Genomic DNA, 20,627 nt, shown 5'->3' with positions numbered 1-20,627 from the left:
GGGGCGGGTTTCTGCCTAGCCGGCCTTGGCGGAGACATAGAGATCCTTGTAGCTGTCGCGAAGCAAGTTCTTCTGTACCTTGCCCATCGTGTTGCGCGGCAGTTCGTCGACAAAGATCACCCGTTTCGGGTGCTTGTACTTCGCCATGCGGCCGGCGATGGCGTCGAGGATTTCGGCCGCGGTGATACGCGAAGCGGGCGAGCGCACGATGACAGCGGTGACGCCTTCGCCGAAGTCCGGATGGGCAAGGCCGATGACGGCGCTTTCCAGGACGCCGTCGAGCGCGTCTATCTCGCTTTCGAGCTCCTTCGGATAGACGTTGTAACCGCCTGAGATGATCAGGTCCTTGCCGCGACCGACAATATGGACATAGCCGTCGGCATCGATGGTGCCGAGATCGCCAGTGATGAAGAAGCCGTCGGCGCGAAATTCCGCCCTGGTCTTTTCCGGCATGCGCCAGTAGCCGCCGAACACGTTCGGCCCCTTGACCTCGATCATGCCGACCTCGCCCTGGGCAAGCGGCTTGCCGGTGTCGGGATCGGCGATGCGCAGCGACACGCCGGGCAAGGGGAAGCCGACCGTGCCGGCGCGCCGCTCGCCCTCATAGGGATTGGAGGTGTTCATGTTGGTCTCGGTCATGCCGTAGCGCTCGAGGATGGCGTGGCCGGTACGCTCGCGCCATGCCTTGTGCGTTTCGGCCAGCAACGGCGCAGAACCGGATACGAACAGGCGGATGGTCTTCGCAGCCTCGCGATCCAGCCCCTCCTGCTGCAACAGCCTGGTATAGAAGGTCGGCACGCCCATCAGGGCGGTGGCGCGCGGCAGCAGCGAGACGACGCGGCCGGCGTCGAATTTCTGCTCAAACAGCATCGAGGCGCCGGCCATCAGGACGACATTGGTGGCGACGAACAGGCCGTGCGTATGGAAGATCGGCAGCGCGTGGATCAGCACGTCATCCCCGGTGAAGCGCCATTGCTCGACCAGGACCCGGGCATTCGAGGCGAGATTCTCGTGGCTGAGCATGGCGCCTTTCGAGCGGCCGGTCGTTCCCGACGTGTAGAGGATCGCCGCAAGGTCGTCCGCGCCGCGCTCGACATCATGGAAATCGGAGGACTGCCGCGATGCCTGGTCCGCAAGGGATCCCTCGCCATTGCGGTCGAGCGTGACCACGACGGCACCGGACGGCTCGACCATCCCACGGATATCCGCCGACCGCGCCGGATCGCAGACAATCACCCGGGGTGCCGCATCGTCGAAGAAATAGCCGAGCTCGGCCAGCGTATAGGCGGTGTTGAGTGGCAGGAAGACGGCGCCGGCGCGCACGCAGGCGAGATAGAGCAAAACCATCTCCGGGCTCTTCTCGACCTGCACGGCAACCCGGTCGCCGGGCGCGACATCCATTTGCAGCAGCGCATGCGCGAGCTGCGCCGATCGCGCCAGCATGTCGCCATAGGTGAGCGTGCGGCCATCATCGGTTTCCATCAACGGATGCCCAGGCGAGGGCATCCGGGACCGGAATGCATCGAACAGATGATTGCTCATGAAATCTTCCTGGAGTGACGCAATTGTGGGTGACGGCAATGTCGACGCCGGCCGCGGGTCGGCACGCGGCGAAGCGTTCGCGTTTCCCGGCCCGGCCGTCAAGGCCGCAAACGGCTGCCCGGCGTCTACCGAAAAGATTCGAGAGATGGGACAGCGGAGCGCGACGGTCAGACAGCCGTCAACGCTGGGCGCGCTGACCCGGACCGGCGGCGGCCTTTGGCGTCTCGCCTTGCTTGAAGCGTTCCATGCACATGGCGGCGGTCAGCTGGTAGTGATCGATCAGGGCCTGGACGGCGCCGTCCGCATTTCCGTCCAGCGCATTTTCAGCAATGAGCCGGTGTTCGGCGAAATCGTCGCGCTGGACGCTCTCGCCGTCATTGGCCATCTGGCGATAGCGGTAGGCGTGATCGGAAAGCTGGTCGCAGAAGCCCACCAGCCAGTGCGACCGGCAGGCCGAGATCAGCACCCGGTGGAAGGTGCGGTGCAATTTCTCCCAGTCCGGATTGAGCGACGAGCTGCTTTGCGGCAAAAGACGTGAGGCACGCCCCAGGCGATGCAGCGCCAGCACCAATTGTTCTTCCCATTCGGCGGTGCGGTGGGCAATGGATTCGCGCAGCGCCCGCTCCTCGAGCCAGCAACGGGTGCGCGTCAGCTCCTCGAGTTCGGCCGCAGTGACCGGCATGATGAAGAAGCCGCGCTGGTCATGGCGGCCGAGGAGACCTTCGGAGGCAAGGCGATTGAGGGCTTCACGAACCGGAGAGGCGCCGGCGCCATACTTGGAAACGACCCACTCGACGCGCAGCTTGCTTTCGGTTTCCAGGGCGCCGGCGAGAAGATCATCACGCAATTGATGATAGACCGTGCTGGCAAGCGTACTCTTGGCTCCGGGCCCGTCGTCGTTCAGATTGGCAACTCCGTATGTCAAAAGCGACTCCTTGTCCCCAACTGTCGTCTTGGGCAATTCGAGTCCGAAAATTCCCCTTCTGTACCAGTACCATACAGCGCCACGCTCCAGCCGCTCAAGCAGAAGATCGCGCTATTGTACTTTAGAACAAAGAAATATACCCAATCCGCACGCCGATCGCGGGAATTCGAATATCTCTACAACCAGTGGAAACTTAACGTGTTTTGTATGCACGCACAAACATCTGTTTCTCCTGTGCCCGTGCGAGCATCTTTTCTGTCGCGCGCAAAGACAAGGAACAACGCGCCGAATCAGGCCTCCCGGGCGGCCTGATTCGGGCGTGCCTACGCTGAAGGGTGGTGATCGCACAAAGCCGGCGTGTTGGAATTGAAGCCGGATGACCGCGCTGTGTTAGCCGGCAGCCTTGTCGGCCGCGGTCCTGATCGCTTCGATATTGGCGCGGTAAGCCTCGACGCTGCCGCCCTTGAAGATGGCAGCACCCGCCACCAGCACGTCGGCGCCGGCCGATGTGACCAACGGGGCTGTTTCCGGCGAGACCCCGCCGTCGATCTCGATGCGGATCGGCCGGTCGCCGATCAGTGCCTTGACCCTTCTCACCTTGTCGATGATCCCCGGGATGAAGGCCTGGCCGCCGAAGCCCGGATTGACGGTCATGATCAGGATCAGATCGAGCCGGTCGAGCACATATTCGATCATTGTTTCGGGCGTCGCCGGATTGAGCGAGACGCCGGCCTTCTTGCCGAGGTTCCTGATGGTCTGCAGCGAGCGGTCGAGATGCGGCCCGGCCTCGGCATGCACCGTCATGCCGTCGCAGCCGGCCTCGGCGAAGGCGGCGAGGTAGGGATCGGCGGGCGCGATCATCAGGTGGCAGTCGAAAAAGGCCTTGGTGCGGTTGCGGATCGCCTTGATGACAGGCGGGCCGAAGGTGATGTTGGGCACGAAATGCCCGTCCATCACGTCGAGATGGATCCAGTCGGCACCTGCCGCCGCCACCGCCTCGACCTCGTCGCCGAGCTTCGAGAAATCCGATGCCAGCACCGACGGTGCGATCAAGGTTTTTTTGCTCATCTCGTGGCCTTTCCGGGCGTCCTTTTCATACGGGCGCTCCGAACCGACTGCCTAAAGCGCTCCTGGCGACTTGTCGAGGGCGCAAGCACGGCGGTTCCACAGGCAGGGGTAACGTCGCGGCGCGCGTTGGTCCTGGGCGGCCAATCACCGCCTGCGCGGGTCATGAAGAAAAACCCGCCGGATTGCTCCGGCGGGTTCTCGTTTGGCGTCGCGCAGATGGCTATTGCTGCTGGAGCTTCAGGACCCTGTTAGGAACCGGATCCTGTTGCTGGTCGATCTGCTGCCTGCGCTGCGGCAGCAATTGCAGCAGTTGGCCCGGATCGAGCTCCAGCGACGGCTGCCCGCGTATCGGCCGGCAGTTCGGATACCGCCCGATCGTACCCTCCGGGCAGTGTCGCCTGAAGATCGGCTGGCACTGGCCGTTGACCATCTGCGAGCCCGGCGCGCATTCGCTCTCTTGCCTGGGCTTGCGGCATGCGCCGTCGATCACCTCGGTCCCACGCGGACAGACGCATTCGCCGCGCTTGTTGTGGACTTGGCCGCGTATGTCGCACTGCTGGAGCACTGGACCTGGTCGACGACATGCGTTGCCCTGCACCTCGGTACCCCTCGGGCAGACGCAATTGCCGTTGGCGTCGTGGACCTGGCCACGGATGGTGCACTGGTCAGGCTGCGGCCGGACCGGGCGGCAGGCTCCGTCGCGCACCTCGGTGCCTTGCGGGCAGACGCAGTCCCCGTCCGCATTGTGGACCTGGCCACGGATGGTGCACTGCTCGGGCTTCGGCCGGACCGGACGGCAGGCGCCATTGCGCAGCTCGGTGCCTTGCGGACAGACACAGTCGCCATCGGCATTGCGGAACTGGCCAGGGATGCGGCACTGCTGCGGTTTTGGCCGGATCTGACGGCAGGCGCCGTCCCGCACCTCGGTGCCGCGCGGGCAGACGCAGTAGCCGTCGGCGTCGTGGACCTGACCACGGATGGTGCACTGCTCGGGCCTGTCGGTCCTGACGCATTTTCCGTTCTCCAGCTCCGTGCCGCGCGGACAGACGCAGCGTCCGTCCTCGGTGCGGATCTGGCCTTCGAGCAGCACGCAGCGCGGTGGCGGTGGCAACGGAAGAACGTTGGTGCCGCCGCCCGTGCACTGGCCGTTGCGGAAGGTGGTGCCTTCCGGGCAGACACAGCGGCCGGCGTCGTTCATGACAAAGCCCGGCGAGCACTCGTTCTTCACCTCATGCGTGATGATGAAGGGATGGCACGCATAGGCCTTGCCGCGATCGCCCTGGACGTTGGTCGCATCCTTGGACAGCACATCGCCGCCGCCCTGCACACGTGTGTCGGGAGAGAGCACGCCAACGCAGTTCTGGCCATTGACGTTGCCCTGCAGGTTGGCAAGACGCCCATCGTCGGGGATGACCACCGTCACACGGTGCGACTGGCTTTCGCCGGCGCCGAGCGTCAGGTTGGCGATGCAGGAGGCCGGCAAGGTCGTCGGCTCCGGCGAGCAGCCGAAAGGCGGGTCGATCGAGGTGATCGCAACACCTTCCAGCCGGCCAAGCCCTTCCACGCCGATCGCATCGCCGATGCGGACCGGACCCGAGAAGGGGCTCGTCCCGTCATTTGTGATGGTGATGTCGAACGAGCAGGGCTGGCCGACGCGGCATTCGCGGTCGCCGGTCTTTTCGACACGGATCGTCGAAGGACCGCCGCCCTTGGCGCAGGCCTGGCCGATCGGATAGACGACATCGTCGCCCTGCGCCGGCCCGTAGGAGCCGCGCGCGCAGTTCTCGAACTCGCCATTGGCCGAGACCGTCACGTCGAAGTGCCTGGAGGTTCCGGGCGTCATGACGGCGCCTGGTATCTGGCACGACAACGCGTTGGCCGGAACCGGCCCGCACGCCCATTCCGCGCCGTCGGGGGTGACGGTCTGGATCTGCACGGGCGCTCCGCCCGACACCAGCGTGGCGGCATCGTTGACCCGCACCGGACCGGTGGGGGCAGCGGTGCCGACGCTGCTAACGGTGATGCGGCAGGAAACCAGCGCCGCGCCGGCGAGCGAACCGCTGCACACCTTGGTGATGCGCAAGGTCGGCTGGCCGCCATTGGGATGGCGGATGCGTTCCTTGGCGCAGGCCTTGTTGTTGGTGAGGTCGACCTCACCGGGGACGGCCTTCACCTCGGCGCAGTTCTCGATCGTGTCGGACCGGTAGCCGGCCGGCACGACCGCCTTGACGAAGATCGGCGTCGAGGCGCCCGCCGGCAGCGAGATGGCGGGATTGTCGCAGCGGAACTGGCCGGGGCCGTTCGGGCCGCATGTCCAGGGCGGGCTCGGCCCGAAGGTCGAGGATGTCGGCGCGCCGCTTGGGTAGTTGTCGATCACCGTCAGCGGCCCGTTATAGGTCGATGTGCCGTTGTTGATGATGTCGATGATGAAGGTGCAGACGCCATCGGCGGTGCAGATTTCGGTGCGGGCACGCTTCTTGAGGATCAGGTCGACCTTCTTCTCGACCGGCGGCTGGCACTCCGGGTTGCGGTCGCCGCGGCGGCAGATCGGGATCGAGGCACAGCCACGGTCATTGGCCTGGCTGCCGAACAGCGGCTTGCCGCTGGCGCCGTAATTGTAGGTGGCGCAGTTGCGCAGCACGCTGCCTTGCCAGCCTCCGGCCGGCTTGAAGCCGAGCTTGAGGTCGACAAAGGCCCCCGGATTGAGCGTGGTCACCGGATAGGTGCACGTCATCGGGGTGGTACCCGGCGCGCAGACCCAGGGCGGATTGGGCCCTGAATCGAGCGTCGAGCCGGCCGGCAGCGTCACCTCGTCGAGCACGATCTTGCCGTTGTAGGGCGCGGTGCCGACATTGGTGACCCGGATGGTGAAGACGCAGCCGCCACCCATCGTGCAACGTGTGACATCTGCATGCTTTTCAACCTTGAGGTCCGGCTCCTTGTCCTTGGGCGGGCACCTCTGGTCGCGCGGGATGATGATGTCGATGGTTTGCGTGCAGCACAGGCCCCAACCTTCCTTCGGTCCGGCATAGGTCTCGATGCCGGTGACGATGAGATGGATGACGTCACCGGGTGAAGCGCCGACGATCTTCCAGTCGAGCACCCCGCCGCCCACCGGCACTTTCTGGGTGTCGGGGATGATGGTGATGCCTGGTGAGGTCGTCGAAACCTGCACCCACTTACCGCCCATCTCCGGGCCGACAGGCATGTGATAGATGAAGGCGCCGCCGCCGGGCACGCAGTCGACCGTGCCGCGCTCGACCTTGAAGCATTCGTGGTCGGTTGGAGGCGGAGGTTGCCTGTCGCATTTGGTGAGGTCGATCCGGATCGAGGTCTTTTCGCCGGTCGCGATGTTGCCGTCATCCGGCTTGCCCGGATCCTGCGACGGGATGAGGGTACCCGTGCCGGGGCCCGAGGTAACCTTGATCAGGCCCTGGTTGTCGACATTGACCGGCGCCGGAAACGCGGCGTGGTCGATCTTGGCCGTAATGCGGAAAGTGATGACGCGTTCGTTCGGTGCGCCCGAGCCATCGAGATCGCTGGCGGAAATCCGGAAATCGGAAACCGTTGCGGTGTCGTTGGGGCCGGCCGAATTGCTGATGACAGCACTCGGCAAGGCCCCGCCCGATGCATCGGTGCCGTCGCCGGAGACCGTCACGTTGACGATCGAAAGACCGTGCGGAAGCTGGTCCTTGAAGTCGAGCTTGGCTTTCTTCAGCGCCGCCTCGAGGCCCGGATTGGCAAAACCTTGCGGATTGCCGCGCAGCCCGAAGGTTAAGGTGTAGAAGACATAGTCGCAGCTGCGCTGGCCACCGGTCTTGGTGAAGAACGGCACGACACGTCCGGGTTCCGGGTTGATGATGCGCGGATTGTCGAGCTGCAGCGGCTGCACATCGGGGCTGGTGACAGCCTGGACGGTCTGGGCGGCGGATGCCGGCAGCGCGGGCGCAAGGGCGACCGCGATACCGGCCGCCATCAGCCAGCGCGCACCGCGCCTGGCATATGACAGGGGTTTCATGATCGTCTCCATGACGGTTTTTTGCGTTTTGGTCGCGAGCGGGGATGGGGCAAGAATGGTCATCTTTGCCTCCTCAACGTTCGCAGCTGACGGCTGGGGTGCGGAGCGGCAAGGTCATCTTGCAGCAAGGGTAGTAGCCACCCTTGTCCTTATCGGACTTCCTGTAGAAGCACAGCCCGACATCCACTCTGTCGCCCGGATAGTGGCCGGTGATGTCGATCGTGTACGGCTTGCCTGGCGCATGCGACATGGGTGATGTCACCCCGACGCCTGGCGTCCTGGACTGGACCTTGATCGAATCGCCGCCGAAGCCGGCATGGTCATGGAGATAGAGATCGGCCTCGAGGCCGCGCGGCGTGCAGTAGAATTGCACGTCCTCGACATCGAGACACGGAGGCAGATTGCCGGGCGGTGGGAAGTCCGGCGGGTAGAAGGGAGGCTCATAGCCGCCCGGTATTTCCTCGTAATAGCCGGCACGGCCCTCGCAGGGATGCCAGACGGCGACGTCGCCGACATGGCCTTCCACTTCGGGATCCTCGAAATAGCCGTCGAAATCGACGAACCAGGAGCCGAAGGGCGGCACGTTGGCCGGCTTGACCAGGTCCTTGGGCGTGATCTGCACGCCATGGACCGCAAGCGGCCCGCCAGCCGCGAGTTTTTCGGCAAGCTCGGGGTTGTCGCGCAATTTGTCGCCGGTGTTGACCAAGGTCTGGGTGCAGACCGAGGTGTCGAGATTGCCGTCGGCATCGTAGCCATATTGCAGGTCGAGACCGCCGGCCGACTGCCTGTTGCCTTGCGGGAAGCCGACAGCATATTCCTGCGGCGCTTCGACCCAGACCGATTCCGTCGAGGGATCGTCGGGATACTCTCTGAAGTAGCGGATTACCTCGCCCTTGCCGGAATCGGCGAAGCGGCTGTAGTCATAGCGGTTTTCGACAGGGCCGCGCTGGGCGAGATACATGAAGCCGCTGTTGTCGAAGGTAATGTCGGTGACGGCGTAGTCCTTGTCGGCCTTGACCGTCAGTTCCCAGCGCGGATCGCCGGCGAAGGTGCCGTCGCGGGCAATGCCCACAGACCAGATTTCCGACTTTTCGCCAACCGAATAATAGAGCCGGCCGCCATGATAGGAGACGGCCCAGACGCGGCGCTCATCCTGGGTGTAGCCCCAGCTGTCGGGGTCTTCGGTGTCGAAGGCCGCGCCCTGTATGTCCATTATAGCGCCATCGTCGGCGACCGGGGCCAGCCCATGCGCTGGGCGGCCGGCGACACCGTGGTCGAAAGTGTCGATCAGTCTGCCGTTGGCGTCGATGCGATGGATGAGGCCGGTGTCGAGATCGGAGGCGAAGAACTGGCGGTGGACGGGATCGAAGGTGAGATTGCCGATGCCAGGACCGCTGTTGGTGTCGATATCGGCGAATTTGGCGACCTGGCCGGTAATGCCGTCGATCTTCCAGATGGTGCCCGGTCCGCCGCCGTTTTCGGTGCCGAACTGGCCATTCATGAAGGTGGCGCCCGCCGTGCCGCGGCGCTGCCGCTCCGGCCTGCCGTCCTTGTCGGCGTCCGGCGTGACGATCTCGACGCCATGCAGCGAGGTGGCGGCGGCATAGAGGTTGGGAATGCCGGACGGCACACCGTCGCGCACGCCGTCATCATAGGTGAGGCCGAACACCTCACCGATCTGGCCTGCGGTCACCTCGAAAGGCGGCGGCGTGAAGACGAGCTGGCCGGAGGCCGGACCGCCCAGGTGCGAAACGTCGAACACGCGCAAGGTGGCGCGCGAGGTGTCTATGAAGGTCTCGTCGACCGGATCGACGCCGGGCGGCAGTCCCTCGTCGAAATTGGGGATGATGGTGCCGGGAAAGCCGGTGACCGCCATCGAGCCGGGATAAATGATCTGGGTTTCCTGCGCCCTGGCCGCGCCGCCCAGCCACAGGCTGGCGGCAAGCGCGAGAGCCAGCAAGCCTGTGGCCTGCAAGGCACCGCGCAAGCGGCCGTCTAACTCTGAAGAAGGCACGAACGAGCCGCGGATGCGAGACATGACACTACCCCCGTAGTCCAGGGGAGAGACGTCCGGACTTGCCGCACAAATCAGGGCAAGTCGCGGCGGTCCGGCTCGTTCTTCCCTGATTGAATTGTCTGCTTTCCTCATAGTGACGATACGCCTGCTCCTGCGCAGGGTCAACGGAATCAGCGGAAAGCCCAGCGCATCGACCCCGTCCCGAAGGCGGTGGTCGCGCCGAGCTCCTGTTGGTCCCGGAGACCGCGGAGTCTCTGGGTTGCTGGTCATGGGGGCTTCCTTTCCGGGGCCGCACCATGCGGCACCTGGACATCAGTCGCTGGCCGGCGTGGAAAGGTTCATGGAAGCCTTGCGCAGAATGCTTGCGCGCGATGCCGCCTGTTCTTATATACGCGCCAAGCCGTGCGGCGCCGGACAACCGGTGGCCGGACGGGATTTCTTGTGAACAGGGGCTTTCATCGGAACGCCTTTACCGGGTCCTGAGAGCCTGCTTAGCGGAGAGACTAGAAAAATGGCAAAAGTAATCGGTATCGATCTCGGCACCACCAATTCCTGCATCGCCATCATGGATGGCAAGGAACCGAAGGTGATCGAGAATGCGGAAGGCGCGCGCACGACGCCTTCCATCGTCGCCATCTCGGGCGACGGCGAACGTCTCGTCGGCCAGCCGGCCAAGCGCCAGGCGGTCACCAATCCTGAAAACACCATCTTCGCGGTCAAGCGCCTGATCGGCCGCCGCTATGACGATCCGGTGACGGAGAAGGACAAGAAGCTTGTCCCCTACAAGATCGTCAAGGGCGACAATGGCGATGCCTGGGTCGAGGCCGGCGGCAAGAAGCAGTCGCCCAGCCAGATCTCGGCCATGATCCTGCAGAAGATGAAGGAAACGGCGGAAGCCTATCTCGGCGAGAAGGTCGAGAAGGCGGTCATCACCGTTCCGGCCTATTTCAACGACGCCCAGCGCCAGGCCACCAAGGACGCCGGCAAGATCGCCGGCCTGGAAGTGCTGCGCATCATCAACGAGCCGACGGCCGCGGCACTCGCCTACGGCCTCGACAAGAAGGAAGGCAAGACCATCGCCGTCTATGACCTTGGCGGCGGCACGTTCGACATTTCGGTGCTGGAAATCGGCGACGGCGTGTTCGAGGTGAAGTCGACCAATGGCGACACCTTCCTCGGCGGCGAGGATTTCGACATGCGCCTGGTCGAATATCTGGCGGCCGAGTTCAAGAAGGAACAGGGCATCGACCTCAAGGCCGACAAGCTTGCCCTGCAGCGCCTCAAGGAAGCGGCCGAGAAGGCCAAGATCGAGCTGTCGTCGACGACGCAGACCGAGATCAACCTGCCCTTCATCACCGCCGACGCGACCGGCCCGAAGCACCTGACGCTGAAGCTGACCCGCGCCAAGTTCGAAAGCCTGGTCGAGGATCTCGTCCAGCGCACCATCGAACCGTGCAAGGCGGCGCTGAAGGATGCCGGCCTGAAGGCTGGCGAGATCGACGAAGTGGTCCTGGTCGGCGGCATGACCCGCATGCCCAAGATCCAGGAGATCGTGAAGCAGTTCTTCGGCAAGGAGCCGCACAAGGGCGTCAACCCGGATGAGGTCGTCGCACTCGGCGCCGCCATCCAGGCCGGCGTGCTGCAGGGCGACGTCAAGGACGTGCTTTTGCTCGACGTGACGCCGTTGTCGCTCGGCATCGAGACGCTGGGCGGCGTGTTCACCAGGCTGATCGAGCGCAACACGACGATCCCGACCAAGAAGAGCCAGGTGTTCTCGACGGCCGAGGATTCGCAGTCGGCCGTGACCATCCGCGTCTTCCAGGGCGAGCGTGAAATGGCCGCCGACAACAAGGCGCTCGGCCAGTTCGACCTGGTCGGCATTCCGCCGGCGCCGCGCGGCGTGCCGCAGATCGAAGTCACGTTCGACATCGACGCCAACGGCATCGTCAACGTCTCGGCCAAGGACAAGGGCACCGGCAAGGAGCACCAGATCCGCATCCAGGCCTCGGGTGGTCTTTCGGACGCCGACATCGAGAAGATGGTCAAGGACGCCGAGGCCAATGCCGACACCGACAAGAAGCGTCGCGCCGTTGTCGAGGCCCGCAACCAGGCCGAAGCGCTGGTGCATTCCTCGGAGAAGTCGCTGAAGGAATATGGCGATAAGGTCTCCGAGGCCGAGCGCACGGCGATTTCGGACGCGATCGCGGCGCTCAAGACCGCTGCGGAGGGCGACGACCCGGCCGACATCGAGGCCAAGAGCCAGACGCTCGCCGAAGCTTCCATGAAGCTTGGCCAGGCCATGTACGAGGCCTCGCAGAAGGAAGCGGCGGAAGCCGACGCCAAGGCGGATGCGGCCAAGGACTCCGACGTGGTCGATGCCGATTTCGAGGAAATCGACGAGGACGACGACAAGAAGAAGTCGGCCTGAACGGCCTGACGGCAAGATAATGCGAAAAGCCCGGCGCAGGCCGGGCTTTTTTGCAACCCTCGCGGAAAAAATAACAGAAAAACCCGGACAGGCGCACACCGGCACTGGCATCCGGGCGGCACCGATCCTAAATCGAGACAACATGCCGGCAAACGACGCAACAATGCATCAAGACGTTGATCCGGACTGCGGGAAAAAATGAAAGCTGATTTCTACGAAACGCTGGGCGTGCAAAAGGGCGCCGACGAGAAGGCGCTCAAGAGCGCTTTTCGCAAGCTCGCCATGCAGTTCCATCCCGACCGCAACCCCGGCGATCATTCCTGCGAGCACAAGTTCAAGGAAATCAACGAAGCCTATGAGACGCTGAAGGACCCGCAGAAGCGCGCGGCCTATGACCGTTTCGGTCACGCCGCCTTCGAGCAGGGCGGCATGAATGGCGGCGCGCAAGGCTTTGGCGCCGGCGGCTTCGCCGACATCTTCGAGGATATTTTCGGCGACATGATGGGCGGCCGCCAGCGCCGCTCTTCCGGTGGCCGCGAGCGCGGCGCCGACCTGCGCTACAACATGGAAATCTCGCTGGAGGAAGCCTTCGCGGGCAAGACCGCGCAAATCCGCGTGCCGGCTTCGATATCCTGCACGGAATGCTCCGGCAGCGGCGCCAAGCCCGGCACCCAGCCGGTTACCTGCTCGATGTGCAACGGCCACGGCAAGGTGCGCGCCACGCAAGGCTTCTTCTCGATCGAGCGGACCTGCCCGCAATGCCAGGGCCGCGGCCAGACGATCAAGGACCCGTGCCCGAAATGCGCCGGCCAGGGCCGCGTCACCGAGGAGCGCTCGCTCTCGGTCAACATCCCGGCCGGCATCGAGGACGGCACCCGCATCCGGCTGGCCAATGAAGGCGAGGCCGGCCTGCGCGGCGGGCCGTCGGGCGACCTCTATATTTTCCTGGCGGTCAAGCCGCACGAATTCTTCCAGCGCGACGGTGCCGACCTCTATTGCAAGGTGCCGATCTCGATGACGACGGCGGCCCTTGGCGGCTCCTTCGAGGTGACGACGCTCGACGGCACACAGACCAAGGTGAAGGTCCCCGAAGGCACGCAGAACGGACGTCAGTTCCGCCTCAAGGGCAAGGGCATGCCGGTGTTGCGCCAGCCCAATGTCGGCGACCTCTACATCCAGACCGCGGTCGAGACGCCACAGAACCTGTCGCGTCGCCAGCGCGAGCTGCTGGAGGAGTTCGAACAACTCTCCTCGCAGGACAATTCGCCCCAATCGAGCGGCTTTTTCGCTCGCATGAAGGACTTTTTCGAGTCTTTCGGCGAACGTTGAGACGCGACCAAAGCTATCTTATCCACGACATAGGCATGGCCGTGCCTTGCCTTGCGTCACCCAGATGTTAAGTAGCTTCCAAGGGGCGCGCTGAGGAGAGCTTGCATGGCACGTGGTCACGGACTGCGGAAGGCGTTTGCCGAGAAGTTCGACGACGAACTCAAATTCTTCAAGGGCTGGATCGACAAGCCGAAGACCGTCGGCTCCATCGTTCCGACCAGTTCGATCACCGCGCGCAAGATGGCCTCGATCGTCAACCCGAAGTCCGGCCTGCCGGTGCTCGAGGTCGGTCCCGGCACCGGCGTCATCACCCGCGCCATCCTCGCCCAGGGCGTGCGGCCCGAAAACCTCTACGCGGTCGAATATTCCACCGATTTCGTGCGCCATCTGCGCCAGCTCTATCCCGGCGTCAACGTCATCGAGGGCGATGCCTTCAACCTCAACGCCACGCTTGGCGAGAGGCGCGGGATGATCTTCGATAGCGTCGTTTCCGGGGTGCCGCTGCTCAACTTCCCGGTCGCCCAGCGTATCGCCTATATCGAAAGCCTGCTCGATCGCATCCCGGCCGGACGGCCGATCGTCCAGCTGACCTATGGTCCGATGTCGCCGATCCCGGCGGGCCGCGGCGACTACACGGTCAAGCATTTCGACTTCATCTTCCGCAACATCCCGCCGACGCAGCTGTGGATCTACCGGCGCGAAGCGCATTAGCGGACGCGCTGAGCCGTTCGCGGTTCCTGATGCTGGCTGCATAGCTTGGCGATTGGCCGAAACATCCCTCATTTCGTCATCCACGGGCGGAGCAAGGAGCGCAGCGACGCGGCGCAGACCCCTGGCGTTGCTTCGCAGCCCAAGGGATCCATGCCGCGACCTCGACGTGCCGCGGCGAAGAAGAATTCTGCTCCGCTGCACTCTACGTCCAAGGTCACGGAATGGATCCCAGGGTCTCCGCGACGGAGCTTCGCTCCTGCTTCGCCCAGGGATGACGAAGTCGGGGGCTTCGGCCAATACCGAGCGTTTTATGGCGCCGATGCGTTGATTTGATCGAACCTTGGCTGTACGTGTCCCAGAACAAGGTTGGCCAATGGCAGTGATCCCGAAAATCCTCGTCTTCGCCGGCTCGGTGCGCACAGGCGCTTATAGCGGCAGGACCGCCGACGTGGCGCAGAAGGAACTTGCGGTGCAGGGCGCCGAGGTCACCCGCGTTTCGCTCGCCGACTATCCCTTGCCGATCCTCGACGAAGACCTGGAAATGGAAAGAGGCGTCCCCGAAAACGCCCAGAAGCTGGCGCGGCTGATCGCCGCTCATGACGGGCTGCTGATCGCGACGCCCGAATATAACGGCTCGATCCCGCCATTGCTCAAGAACACGATCGACTGGGTGAGCCGGGTGCGACGGGATGGCGGCCGATCGGTCAGGCCGCTTGCCGGCAAGGTCGCGGGCCTCTGCTCGTCCTCCAACGGACACTTCGGCGGCATACGCTGCATCAACCATCTGCGCGCCGTGCTGGTGCGCTGCCAGATGGAGGTGGTGACGCCCGAATGCTCGGTGCCGGAGGGTGGCGACGCCTTCGACGGGGACGGCCATTTCCGTGACGAAAGACTGCACAAATCGATGGAGCACCTATGCCGCACGCTGATCGAGACCTCGCGCATGCTGTCGACCAGGGTCGAGGTGTGACCGCCGCAACCATGCAGGCCCATTCCATGCAGGCCCAATCCATGCAAGAGCGACTGATCGTCGGCCTCGACGTGCCGACCGTCAAGGAGGCCGAGCAGGCGGTGCGCGAGCTCGACGGCGTCGTCTCCTTCTACAAGATCGGCTATCAGCTGGCCTTTGCCGGCGGGCTCGACTTTGCCAGGGAGCTGGCCAGCGGCGGGACGAAAATCTTTCTCGACATGAAGCTGCTCGACATCGACCACACGGTGGCCAAGGGCGTCGAGAACATCGTCAAGATGGGCATGACCATGCTGACCATCCATGCCTATCCCAAGGCGATGCAGGCGGCGGTGGAGGCAGCGCGCGGCAGCGAGCTTTGCCTGCTCGCCGTCAGCGTGCTGACCTCGATGGATGAGCAGGACATGATCGATGTCGGCTATGAATATGACCCGCACACGCTGGTGCTGAGGCGCTCGGAACAGGCGCTGCATGCCGGCATGGGAGGTATCGTCTGCTCGGCCGCGGAAGCCGAAGCGGTGCGCCGCATCGTCGGCCCGGACATGGCGGTGGTGACGCCCGGCATCCGGCCGGCCGGCAGCGACCATGGCGACCAGAAGCGCGTTGTGACGCCGGCGCAGGCGGTCCGCAACGGCGCCAGCCATCTGGTCGTCGGACGGCCGATCGTCGCGGCAAGCGACCGGCGCGCGGCGGCCGAGGCCATTCTGGAAGAAATGCGCTCGGCCTGACGAGCCAGCACGATAGGAGAAAAGAGAATGCCCAAGGGATACTGGATCGCACGTGTCGATGTGCGCGACGCCGAAGGCTACAAGGACTATGTCGCGGCCGCCAAGCCGGCCTTCGAGCGCTTCGGCGCGACATTTCTCGCCCGCGGCGGTGAACACGAGAAAGCCGAAGGTCCGGGCCGCGCGCGCAATGTCATCATCGAATTTCCATCACTCGCCGCCGCGCATGACTGCTATCACTCGCCGGAGTATCAGCGCGCGGTCGCCATCCGCCAGAAGGTCGCCGACGGCGAGATCGTGCTGGTCGAAGGCATTTAGGTCCGGGGGCGGCCGAGCGGAATTCCGCACCGTCGCAGCGGATCGAAGTCACGGCATGTCCGCGCCGCGTCGCTTCGCTCCGTGCTTAGCCGTCGGATGCCGATTGCGAGGGGTGTCGCGCCGCTATCCCTGGCGTCATGAGCGCAACCGGCTTGCGGCGGTTTCCGCCATCGCGTCCGCCAGGCTCAGCGCCCATTGCTGGCGGCAGTAGGCGCGGAAATCGAAGCACGGCAGGCCGGGGCAGACCTCGAATTCTATGAGATGAACCGTGTCATCTGCCTCGACGCGCAGGTCGATGGAAAACACGTCGCGCAGGCCGAGCCCGCTGATCAGCCGTTCGGCGATCACCCTGATCCTCGCATCGGCCACCGGCTGGCTGTCCGCGACTGGAGCGAGTTCGGGTTCGGCATAGTGCCCGGCAGCCTTCGCCGCCTCACCGGTGTCACCATAAAGCGCCAGGCTGTCCGCCATGGTCTGGAAGTCCGCGCCTGACTCGACAAAGGCGACGCCAAGCGCCTCGACGCCGGTTTCCGGCGTCAGGCCGAGGAAGCTGGCGCGCACATTGCGGCCGGCGACATAGGGCTGGACGACGACATCGTCGCGATAGGCCGCGAAAACACGGCGGCTGAGCTCCAGCGCGTGGCCGAGATCGGCTACGCGCGAATCCGGCCAGATGCCGATCTTGGCGCCGAGCCTGTTGGGCTTGACGAACCAGCCGGCAGCGGAGGCCGGCGGCTCGACCAGCCAGTTTCCATTGCGGGCAAGTCCCGCCTGCGGCGCCGGCAGGCCGAGCGCGCCAAGCACGGCGCCGGAGCGGAACTTGTCCTGGCAGAGCGCGAACAGCGAATCGTCCGCGCCGATCGTTCTCAGGCCATTGAGCCGCGCCAGCGCGGGTGCGCCGCCGCCACGGAAATAGGCGATGCCGTCGGTCAGCGTCCAGACCAGCGTCGTGGCCGGATCGGCTCCGGTGAGCGCGCTTGCGGCATCGTCCAGCTCCACCGCGGCGAAGGCGAGGCCGCGGCTGTCACAGGCTGCGGCGAGCGTGTCGAATTCGGGCGCGAGGTCGGTCGACTGCGCCAGGTAGGACGAAATCTCGGCGGCACGCTTCGGCGCATAGCCCTCGGCGACCAGGCGCTCGAAGCAAGCCTTCTCCGGCTCGTGGACGAGGATCAGTTCTGGCCTGCGGCTGGACATGCGATGATTGAATCCCGGCTATGTGATCGCCCAGCATCGCACGGCGCATGCCGTGGGCTTTCGCGAAACCGACCGTCCCGGACGGTTGCGTGACAACGCCGGCGAGGACGTTTATCGGCCACCTTCGTTCAGGCGATCAGCACGCGTGGCTCGAAGCGGCCGTTGACCTTGATGTCGAGGACGAACGTCATGCCGGCCTGCGGGTCGAGCTGGCGCTGCTTCTCGTCCTTGCCCTTCCAGGCCGACGTCACCGCCAGCCGGTCCGCCTTCGCGCCGGCGAAAGCCGGGCAGGAAGGCTGCGTCACCGGCATCGCAATTTCGCGCAACAATGTGCCGTCGGGCGAATAGGCCTTGACCGCCTTGCCGCCCCAGACGGCGTTCCACAGCACGCCATCGTGGTCGACGACCGACCCATCGACATAGCCCTTGGACGAGCGGTGATCGACGAACACATTTGGTTCTCCAGCGGGCAGGCCGGTCGCCGGATTACAGGCGACGCGCATCAGCAGGCCGGTCGAGGTGTCGGTGTAATAGGCGAGCGCGCCATCCCCGGAGAAACAGATCGAGTTCGACACGGTGATGCCGGAGAATAGCTTGCGCAGTTCGCCCTTGAAAAACCAGTAGATCGAACCGGCGCCCTTTGCCTCGCTCTTGCCCATCGTCCCCATCCACAAGGCGCCGCAGGGATGGACACGGGAATCGTTGGAGCGGGTAAGGGGGTTGTCTGCCTCGACAGGCGTATGCAGCGTCATCCGGCCGGTCGCGACGTCGCGGACGAAGAGGCCGGTCTCGGTGGCGATCAGCTGACGCTTGTCGTCGATGATGGCGATGGCGCTCGCCATCTGGCCAAGCTCGTGGATCTTCAGCGCACCGCCGGCCACGGATTTCTCCAGGAGCCGACAGTTGACGATATCGAACCAGTACAACGCATCGGTGGCGGGATCGTAGCTTGGCCCTTCGCCGAGCTCGCAGACATGGTCGGAGAAAACCGAAACCTCGCTCATCATGCGTCTCCGAATGCCGCGTCCCAGGCAGCGACGGCGGCGTGTGCGCGCGCCGCTACGTCGTCGACGCTCGTGCCAGGCTTGAACAGGCTGGAGCCAAGCCCGAAGACCGTCACGCCAACCGCCTTGTAGCCGGCAAAATCCTTGTCCGAAACGCCGCCGACCGCGCCGACCAGCGTCTGCGCCGGCAGTACGGCCCGGATCGCGGAAATGCCCGATGCGCCGAGCACGCTGGCGGGAAAGAATTTCAGCGCCGAAGCGCCGAGCCGGATCGCCTGGAAAGCTTCTGTAGGGGTGAACACGCCAGGCATGGTGACCATGCCATATGTCTTGGCGCGGCCCATCACCTCGGCATCGATGTTGGGGCTGACCAGCAATCGACCGCCGGCCCGGTGCAGGCTGTCGACATCGGCCGCCGTCAGCACGGTGCCGGCGCCGACCAGGGCCGTTTTCGGCAGCACTTCGACAATCCTGGCGATCGACGAGAACGGTTCGGGCGAGTTGAGCGGCACCTCGATCGCCTCGATGCCGGCGTCGAACAGCGCCTGGCCCATGGCGATCGCCTCGGTGGGCTTCAGGCCGCGCAGGATGGCGACCAGGCCGCGCTTGAGTTTGGGAAAAGGTGCGGTCTGGCTCATAGGGCTGCTCCGGTTCTGGCGATCATGCCGTTCTCGCGCGCGGCTTCGATCAGCCCGGCGCGTACTGCTTCGTCGGCGTCGACGGTGCGCAGGCCAAGCCCGGCAAGGCCGAGCGCCGTCTGGTAGAGCACGGCCAGCGCGCCCGAGGCAACCAGCACCACCGATGTCGCGCCGGCGCCGTGCCGGCGCCGGGCGGAGGCAATCTCGCCGCCGATCAGCAGGCCGGACAGGCAGGCGGCCGCATCATCGGCCTTCAAATCCTGGAGCAGGCCGGCGGCGCGGATGGCAAACAGCCGCGAGGTGACGTCACCACCCTCGCCCAGTGCGATTTCGCACCAGCGGCGGAAGAACGGATTGTCGGCAGCAACCGGGCTGGGATGTTCGCCCAGCGAATGGCGCAGGATCGAGTGCGCGGCAAGCACGGAAAACAGCTCGCCCGTCGGCCAGGTGCCAAAGCCGGTGACGGCGCCGTCCTCGACCAGCACCCATTTCGAATGGGTACCGGGCATGCAGACGAGATGGCGGCCCTTGGCCGGCAGGCCGGCGCCGGCCAACTGCGTTTCCTCGCCGCGCATGACGTCGGGCGCGTCGGCCAGGCGCTGGGTAAGGCCGGGAACGATACGGATGTCACGTTTCTGATCAGGCACACGGGCGGCGCCGCCGAGAATGGCGCCGAGCGGCGACGGCACGCTGACATAGGGCGCCTCGAGCCAACCCTGGCGCGAACCGGCCATGCCGCAGATGATGACGGGCAATTCCTCCGGCGCACCCATCGCCGTCAGATGGCTCTCCAGAACGTTGGCGAAGCCCTTTTCGCGCGCGGTGATCAGGCCGTCGTCGCCGCGACGCTCGGCAAGCACCTTGCCGGCGCCGTCGATCAGCCAGGCCCGGAGCCGGGTCGTGCCCCAATCGAGCGCGGCAACCGCCGGAACGTTGCTGGCTGGGCTCACAGGAAGCCTCCATCGACGATCAGCATCTGCGCGGTCAACATGCGCGAAGCGTCCGAGGCCAGGAACAGCACCGTGCCAACCATGTCGTCCGGCCGCATGACGTCCCTGATGCACTGCTTGGCGACATGGGCGGCGAGCGCCTGTTCGGTCACCCAGCGCTCCTGCTGCCGCTCGGTGATCACCCAGCCGGGCGCGACGGCGTTGACGCGGATGCGGTCGGGCCCGAGCTTGCCTGCCAACCCCTTGGTGAGGCCGAGTATGCCCGCCTTGGCAGCGGTATAGGCCGGCATGTCGGGATGGTTGATCAGGTAGGAGGTCGAGGTGAAATTGATGATCGAGCCGCCGCCGGCCCGCTTCATGCCTGACACCACCGCCTGCGCGGTGAAGAAATGCGGCCTGAGATTGATGGAGAGATTGTTGTCCCAGAATTCGACGGTGACGTCCTCGACTTCATGGCGTTCGTCCCAGGCGGCGTTGTTGACCAGCACGGTGACGTCGCCATGCGCGTCGGCGGCCCGGGCCGCGGCCGCACGCAAGGCCTCGACGTCGCGCAGATCGGTCTTGAGGTAGAGCGGACGCCGGCCGAGCTCTTTCTCAATGCGGTCGGCGAGCGTGATGCTCGGCGCATCGGCGATGTCGATGAAGGCGACCTTGGCGCCCTGGCGCGTGAACCCTTCGGTCAACGCCGCGCCGATGCCGGAGCCGCCGCCGGTGATCAGCACCGAAGCGCCTTCGAGGTCGGCAAACCGCGCCGATGGCATCATGATTTTCGTCTCCCGGGTCAACCGGCGCG

Annotated in this window: 16 protein-coding genes; 6 read left to right on the top strand and 10 right to left on the bottom strand. The window is 65.0% G+C overall.

Annotated elements, in window-relative coordinates; translation table 11 throughout:
* Positions 1-15 precede the first annotated feature (15 nt).
* From EN824_RS21245 to EN824_RS21225, 5 genes are all read right to left on the bottom strand, one after another.
* A complete protein-coding gene (locus tag EN824_RS21245) occupies positions 16-1,542 on the bottom strand; it encodes a malonyl-CoA synthase (RefSeq protein ID WP_135862833.1) in 1,527 nt (508 codons plus the stop codon).
* Positions 1,543-1,720: 178 nt separating this feature from the next.
* Positions 1,721-2,467 (bottom strand): GntR family transcriptional regulator, encoded by a 747-nt coding sequence (locus EN824_RS21240; protein WP_127275346.1) that lies wholly within the window; start codon positions 2,465-2,467, stop codon positions 1,721-1,723.
* Positions 2,468-2,857: 390 nt separating this feature from the next.
* Positions 2,858-3,535 (bottom strand): ribulose-phosphate 3-epimerase, encoded by a 678-nt coding sequence (rpe, locus tag EN824_RS21235; RefSeq protein WP_127871127.1) that lies wholly within the window; start codon positions 3,533-3,535, stop codon positions 2,858-2,860.
* A gap of 220 nt (positions 3,536-3,755) precedes the next feature.
* A complete protein-coding gene (locus tag EN824_RS21230) occupies positions 3,756-7,616 on the bottom strand; it encodes a DUF11 domain-containing protein (RefSeq protein WP_135862835.1) in 3,861 nt (1,286 codons plus the stop codon).
* Positions 7,617-7,626: 10 nt separating this feature from the next.
* Complete coding sequence (locus EN824_RS21225; RefSeq protein WP_127277751.1) at positions 7,627-9,591, bottom strand: hypothetical protein; 1,965 nt, start codon at positions 9,589-9,591, stop codon at positions 7,627-7,629.
* Between the two features lie 490 nt (positions 9,592-10,081).
* Between EN824_RS21225 and dnaK the strand changes: the two genes are divergently transcribed.
* The 6 genes from dnaK to EN824_RS21195 all read left to right on the top strand — a co-directional run bounded on the left by dnaK (position 10,082) and on the right by EN824_RS21195 (position 16,048).
* Positions 10,082-11,998: a molecular chaperone DnaK gene (gene dnaK / locus EN824_RS21220; protein ID WP_127277750.1), complete on the top strand. Its 1,917-nt coding sequence runs from the start codon at positions 10,082-10,084 to the stop codon at positions 11,996-11,998.
* A gap of 198 nt (positions 11,999-12,196) precedes the next feature.
* Entirely contained in the window at positions 12,197-13,327 is a 1,131-nt protein-coding gene (dnaJ, locus tag EN824_RS21215) for a molecular chaperone DnaJ (RefSeq protein WP_127277749.1), read from the top strand.
* A 105-nt stretch (positions 13,328-13,432) separates the two neighbouring features.
* On the top strand, positions 13,433-14,038 hold the full coding sequence (gene pmtA / locus EN824_RS21210; protein ID WP_127277748.1) for a phospholipid N-methyltransferase PmtA: 606 nt from the start codon (positions 13,433-13,435) through the stop codon (positions 14,036-14,038).
* 373 nt (positions 14,039-14,411) lie between these two features.
* On the top strand, positions 14,412-15,008 hold the full coding sequence (locus EN824_RS21205; protein WP_127277747.1) for an NADPH-dependent FMN reductase: 597 nt from the start codon (positions 14,412-14,414) through the stop codon (positions 15,006-15,008).
* An 11-nt stretch (positions 15,009-15,019) separates the two neighbouring features.
* Complete coding sequence (gene pyrF, locus EN824_RS21200; protein ID WP_167531400.1) at positions 15,020-15,733, top strand: orotidine-5'-phosphate decarboxylase; 714 nt, start codon at positions 15,020-15,022, stop codon at positions 15,731-15,733.
* A gap of 27 nt (positions 15,734-15,760) precedes the next feature.
* Positions 15,761-16,048, top strand: a complete 288-nt coding sequence (locus EN824_RS21195; protein WP_120017644.1) for a DUF1330 domain-containing protein — start codon at positions 15,761-15,763, stop codon at positions 16,046-16,048.
* Between the two features lie 135 nt (positions 16,049-16,183).
* On the opposite strand, the gene EN824_RS21190 is transcribed toward EN824_RS21195, so the two are convergent.
* The 5 genes from EN824_RS21190 to EN824_RS21170 all read right to left on the bottom strand — a co-directional run bounded on the left by EN824_RS21190 (position 16,184) and on the right by EN824_RS21170 (position 20,598).
* A complete protein-coding gene (locus EN824_RS21190; protein ID WP_127277746.1) occupies positions 16,184-17,242 on the bottom strand; it encodes a D-alanine:D-lactate ligase-like protein in 1,059 nt (352 codons plus the stop codon).
* 128 nt (positions 17,243-17,370) lie between these two features.
* Entirely contained in the window at positions 17,371-18,246 is an 876-nt protein-coding gene (locus tag EN824_RS21185) for an SMP-30/gluconolactonase/LRE family protein (protein WP_127277745.1), read from the bottom strand.
* A complete protein-coding gene (locus EN824_RS21180; RefSeq protein WP_127277744.1) occupies positions 18,246-18,884 on the bottom strand; it encodes a 2-dehydro-3-deoxy-6-phosphogalactonate aldolase in 639 nt (212 codons plus the stop codon). The genes EN824_RS21185 and EN824_RS21180 overlap by 1 nt, the downstream gene beginning before the upstream one ends.
* Positions 18,881-19,834 (bottom strand): 2-dehydro-3-deoxygalactonokinase, encoded by a 954-nt coding sequence (locus EN824_RS21175; RefSeq protein ID WP_135932673.1) that lies wholly within the window; start codon positions 19,832-19,834, stop codon positions 18,881-18,883. The genes EN824_RS21180 and EN824_RS21175 overlap by 4 nt, the downstream gene beginning before the upstream one ends.
* On the bottom strand, positions 19,831-20,598 hold the full coding sequence (locus tag EN824_RS21170) for an SDR family oxidoreductase (RefSeq protein WP_135930736.1): 768 nt from the start codon (positions 20,596-20,598) through the stop codon (positions 19,831-19,833). The genes EN824_RS21175 and EN824_RS21170 overlap by 4 nt, the downstream gene beginning before the upstream one ends.
* Positions 20,599-20,627 lie beyond the last annotated feature (29 nt).

The organism is Mesorhizobium sp. M8A.F.Ca.ET.181.01.1.1, assembly GCF_004792025.1.
GTDB lineage: Bacteria > Pseudomonadota > Alphaproteobacteria > Rhizobiales > Rhizobiaceae > Mesorhizobium.
This window is presented reverse-complemented; position numbering and strand designations above follow the sequence as displayed.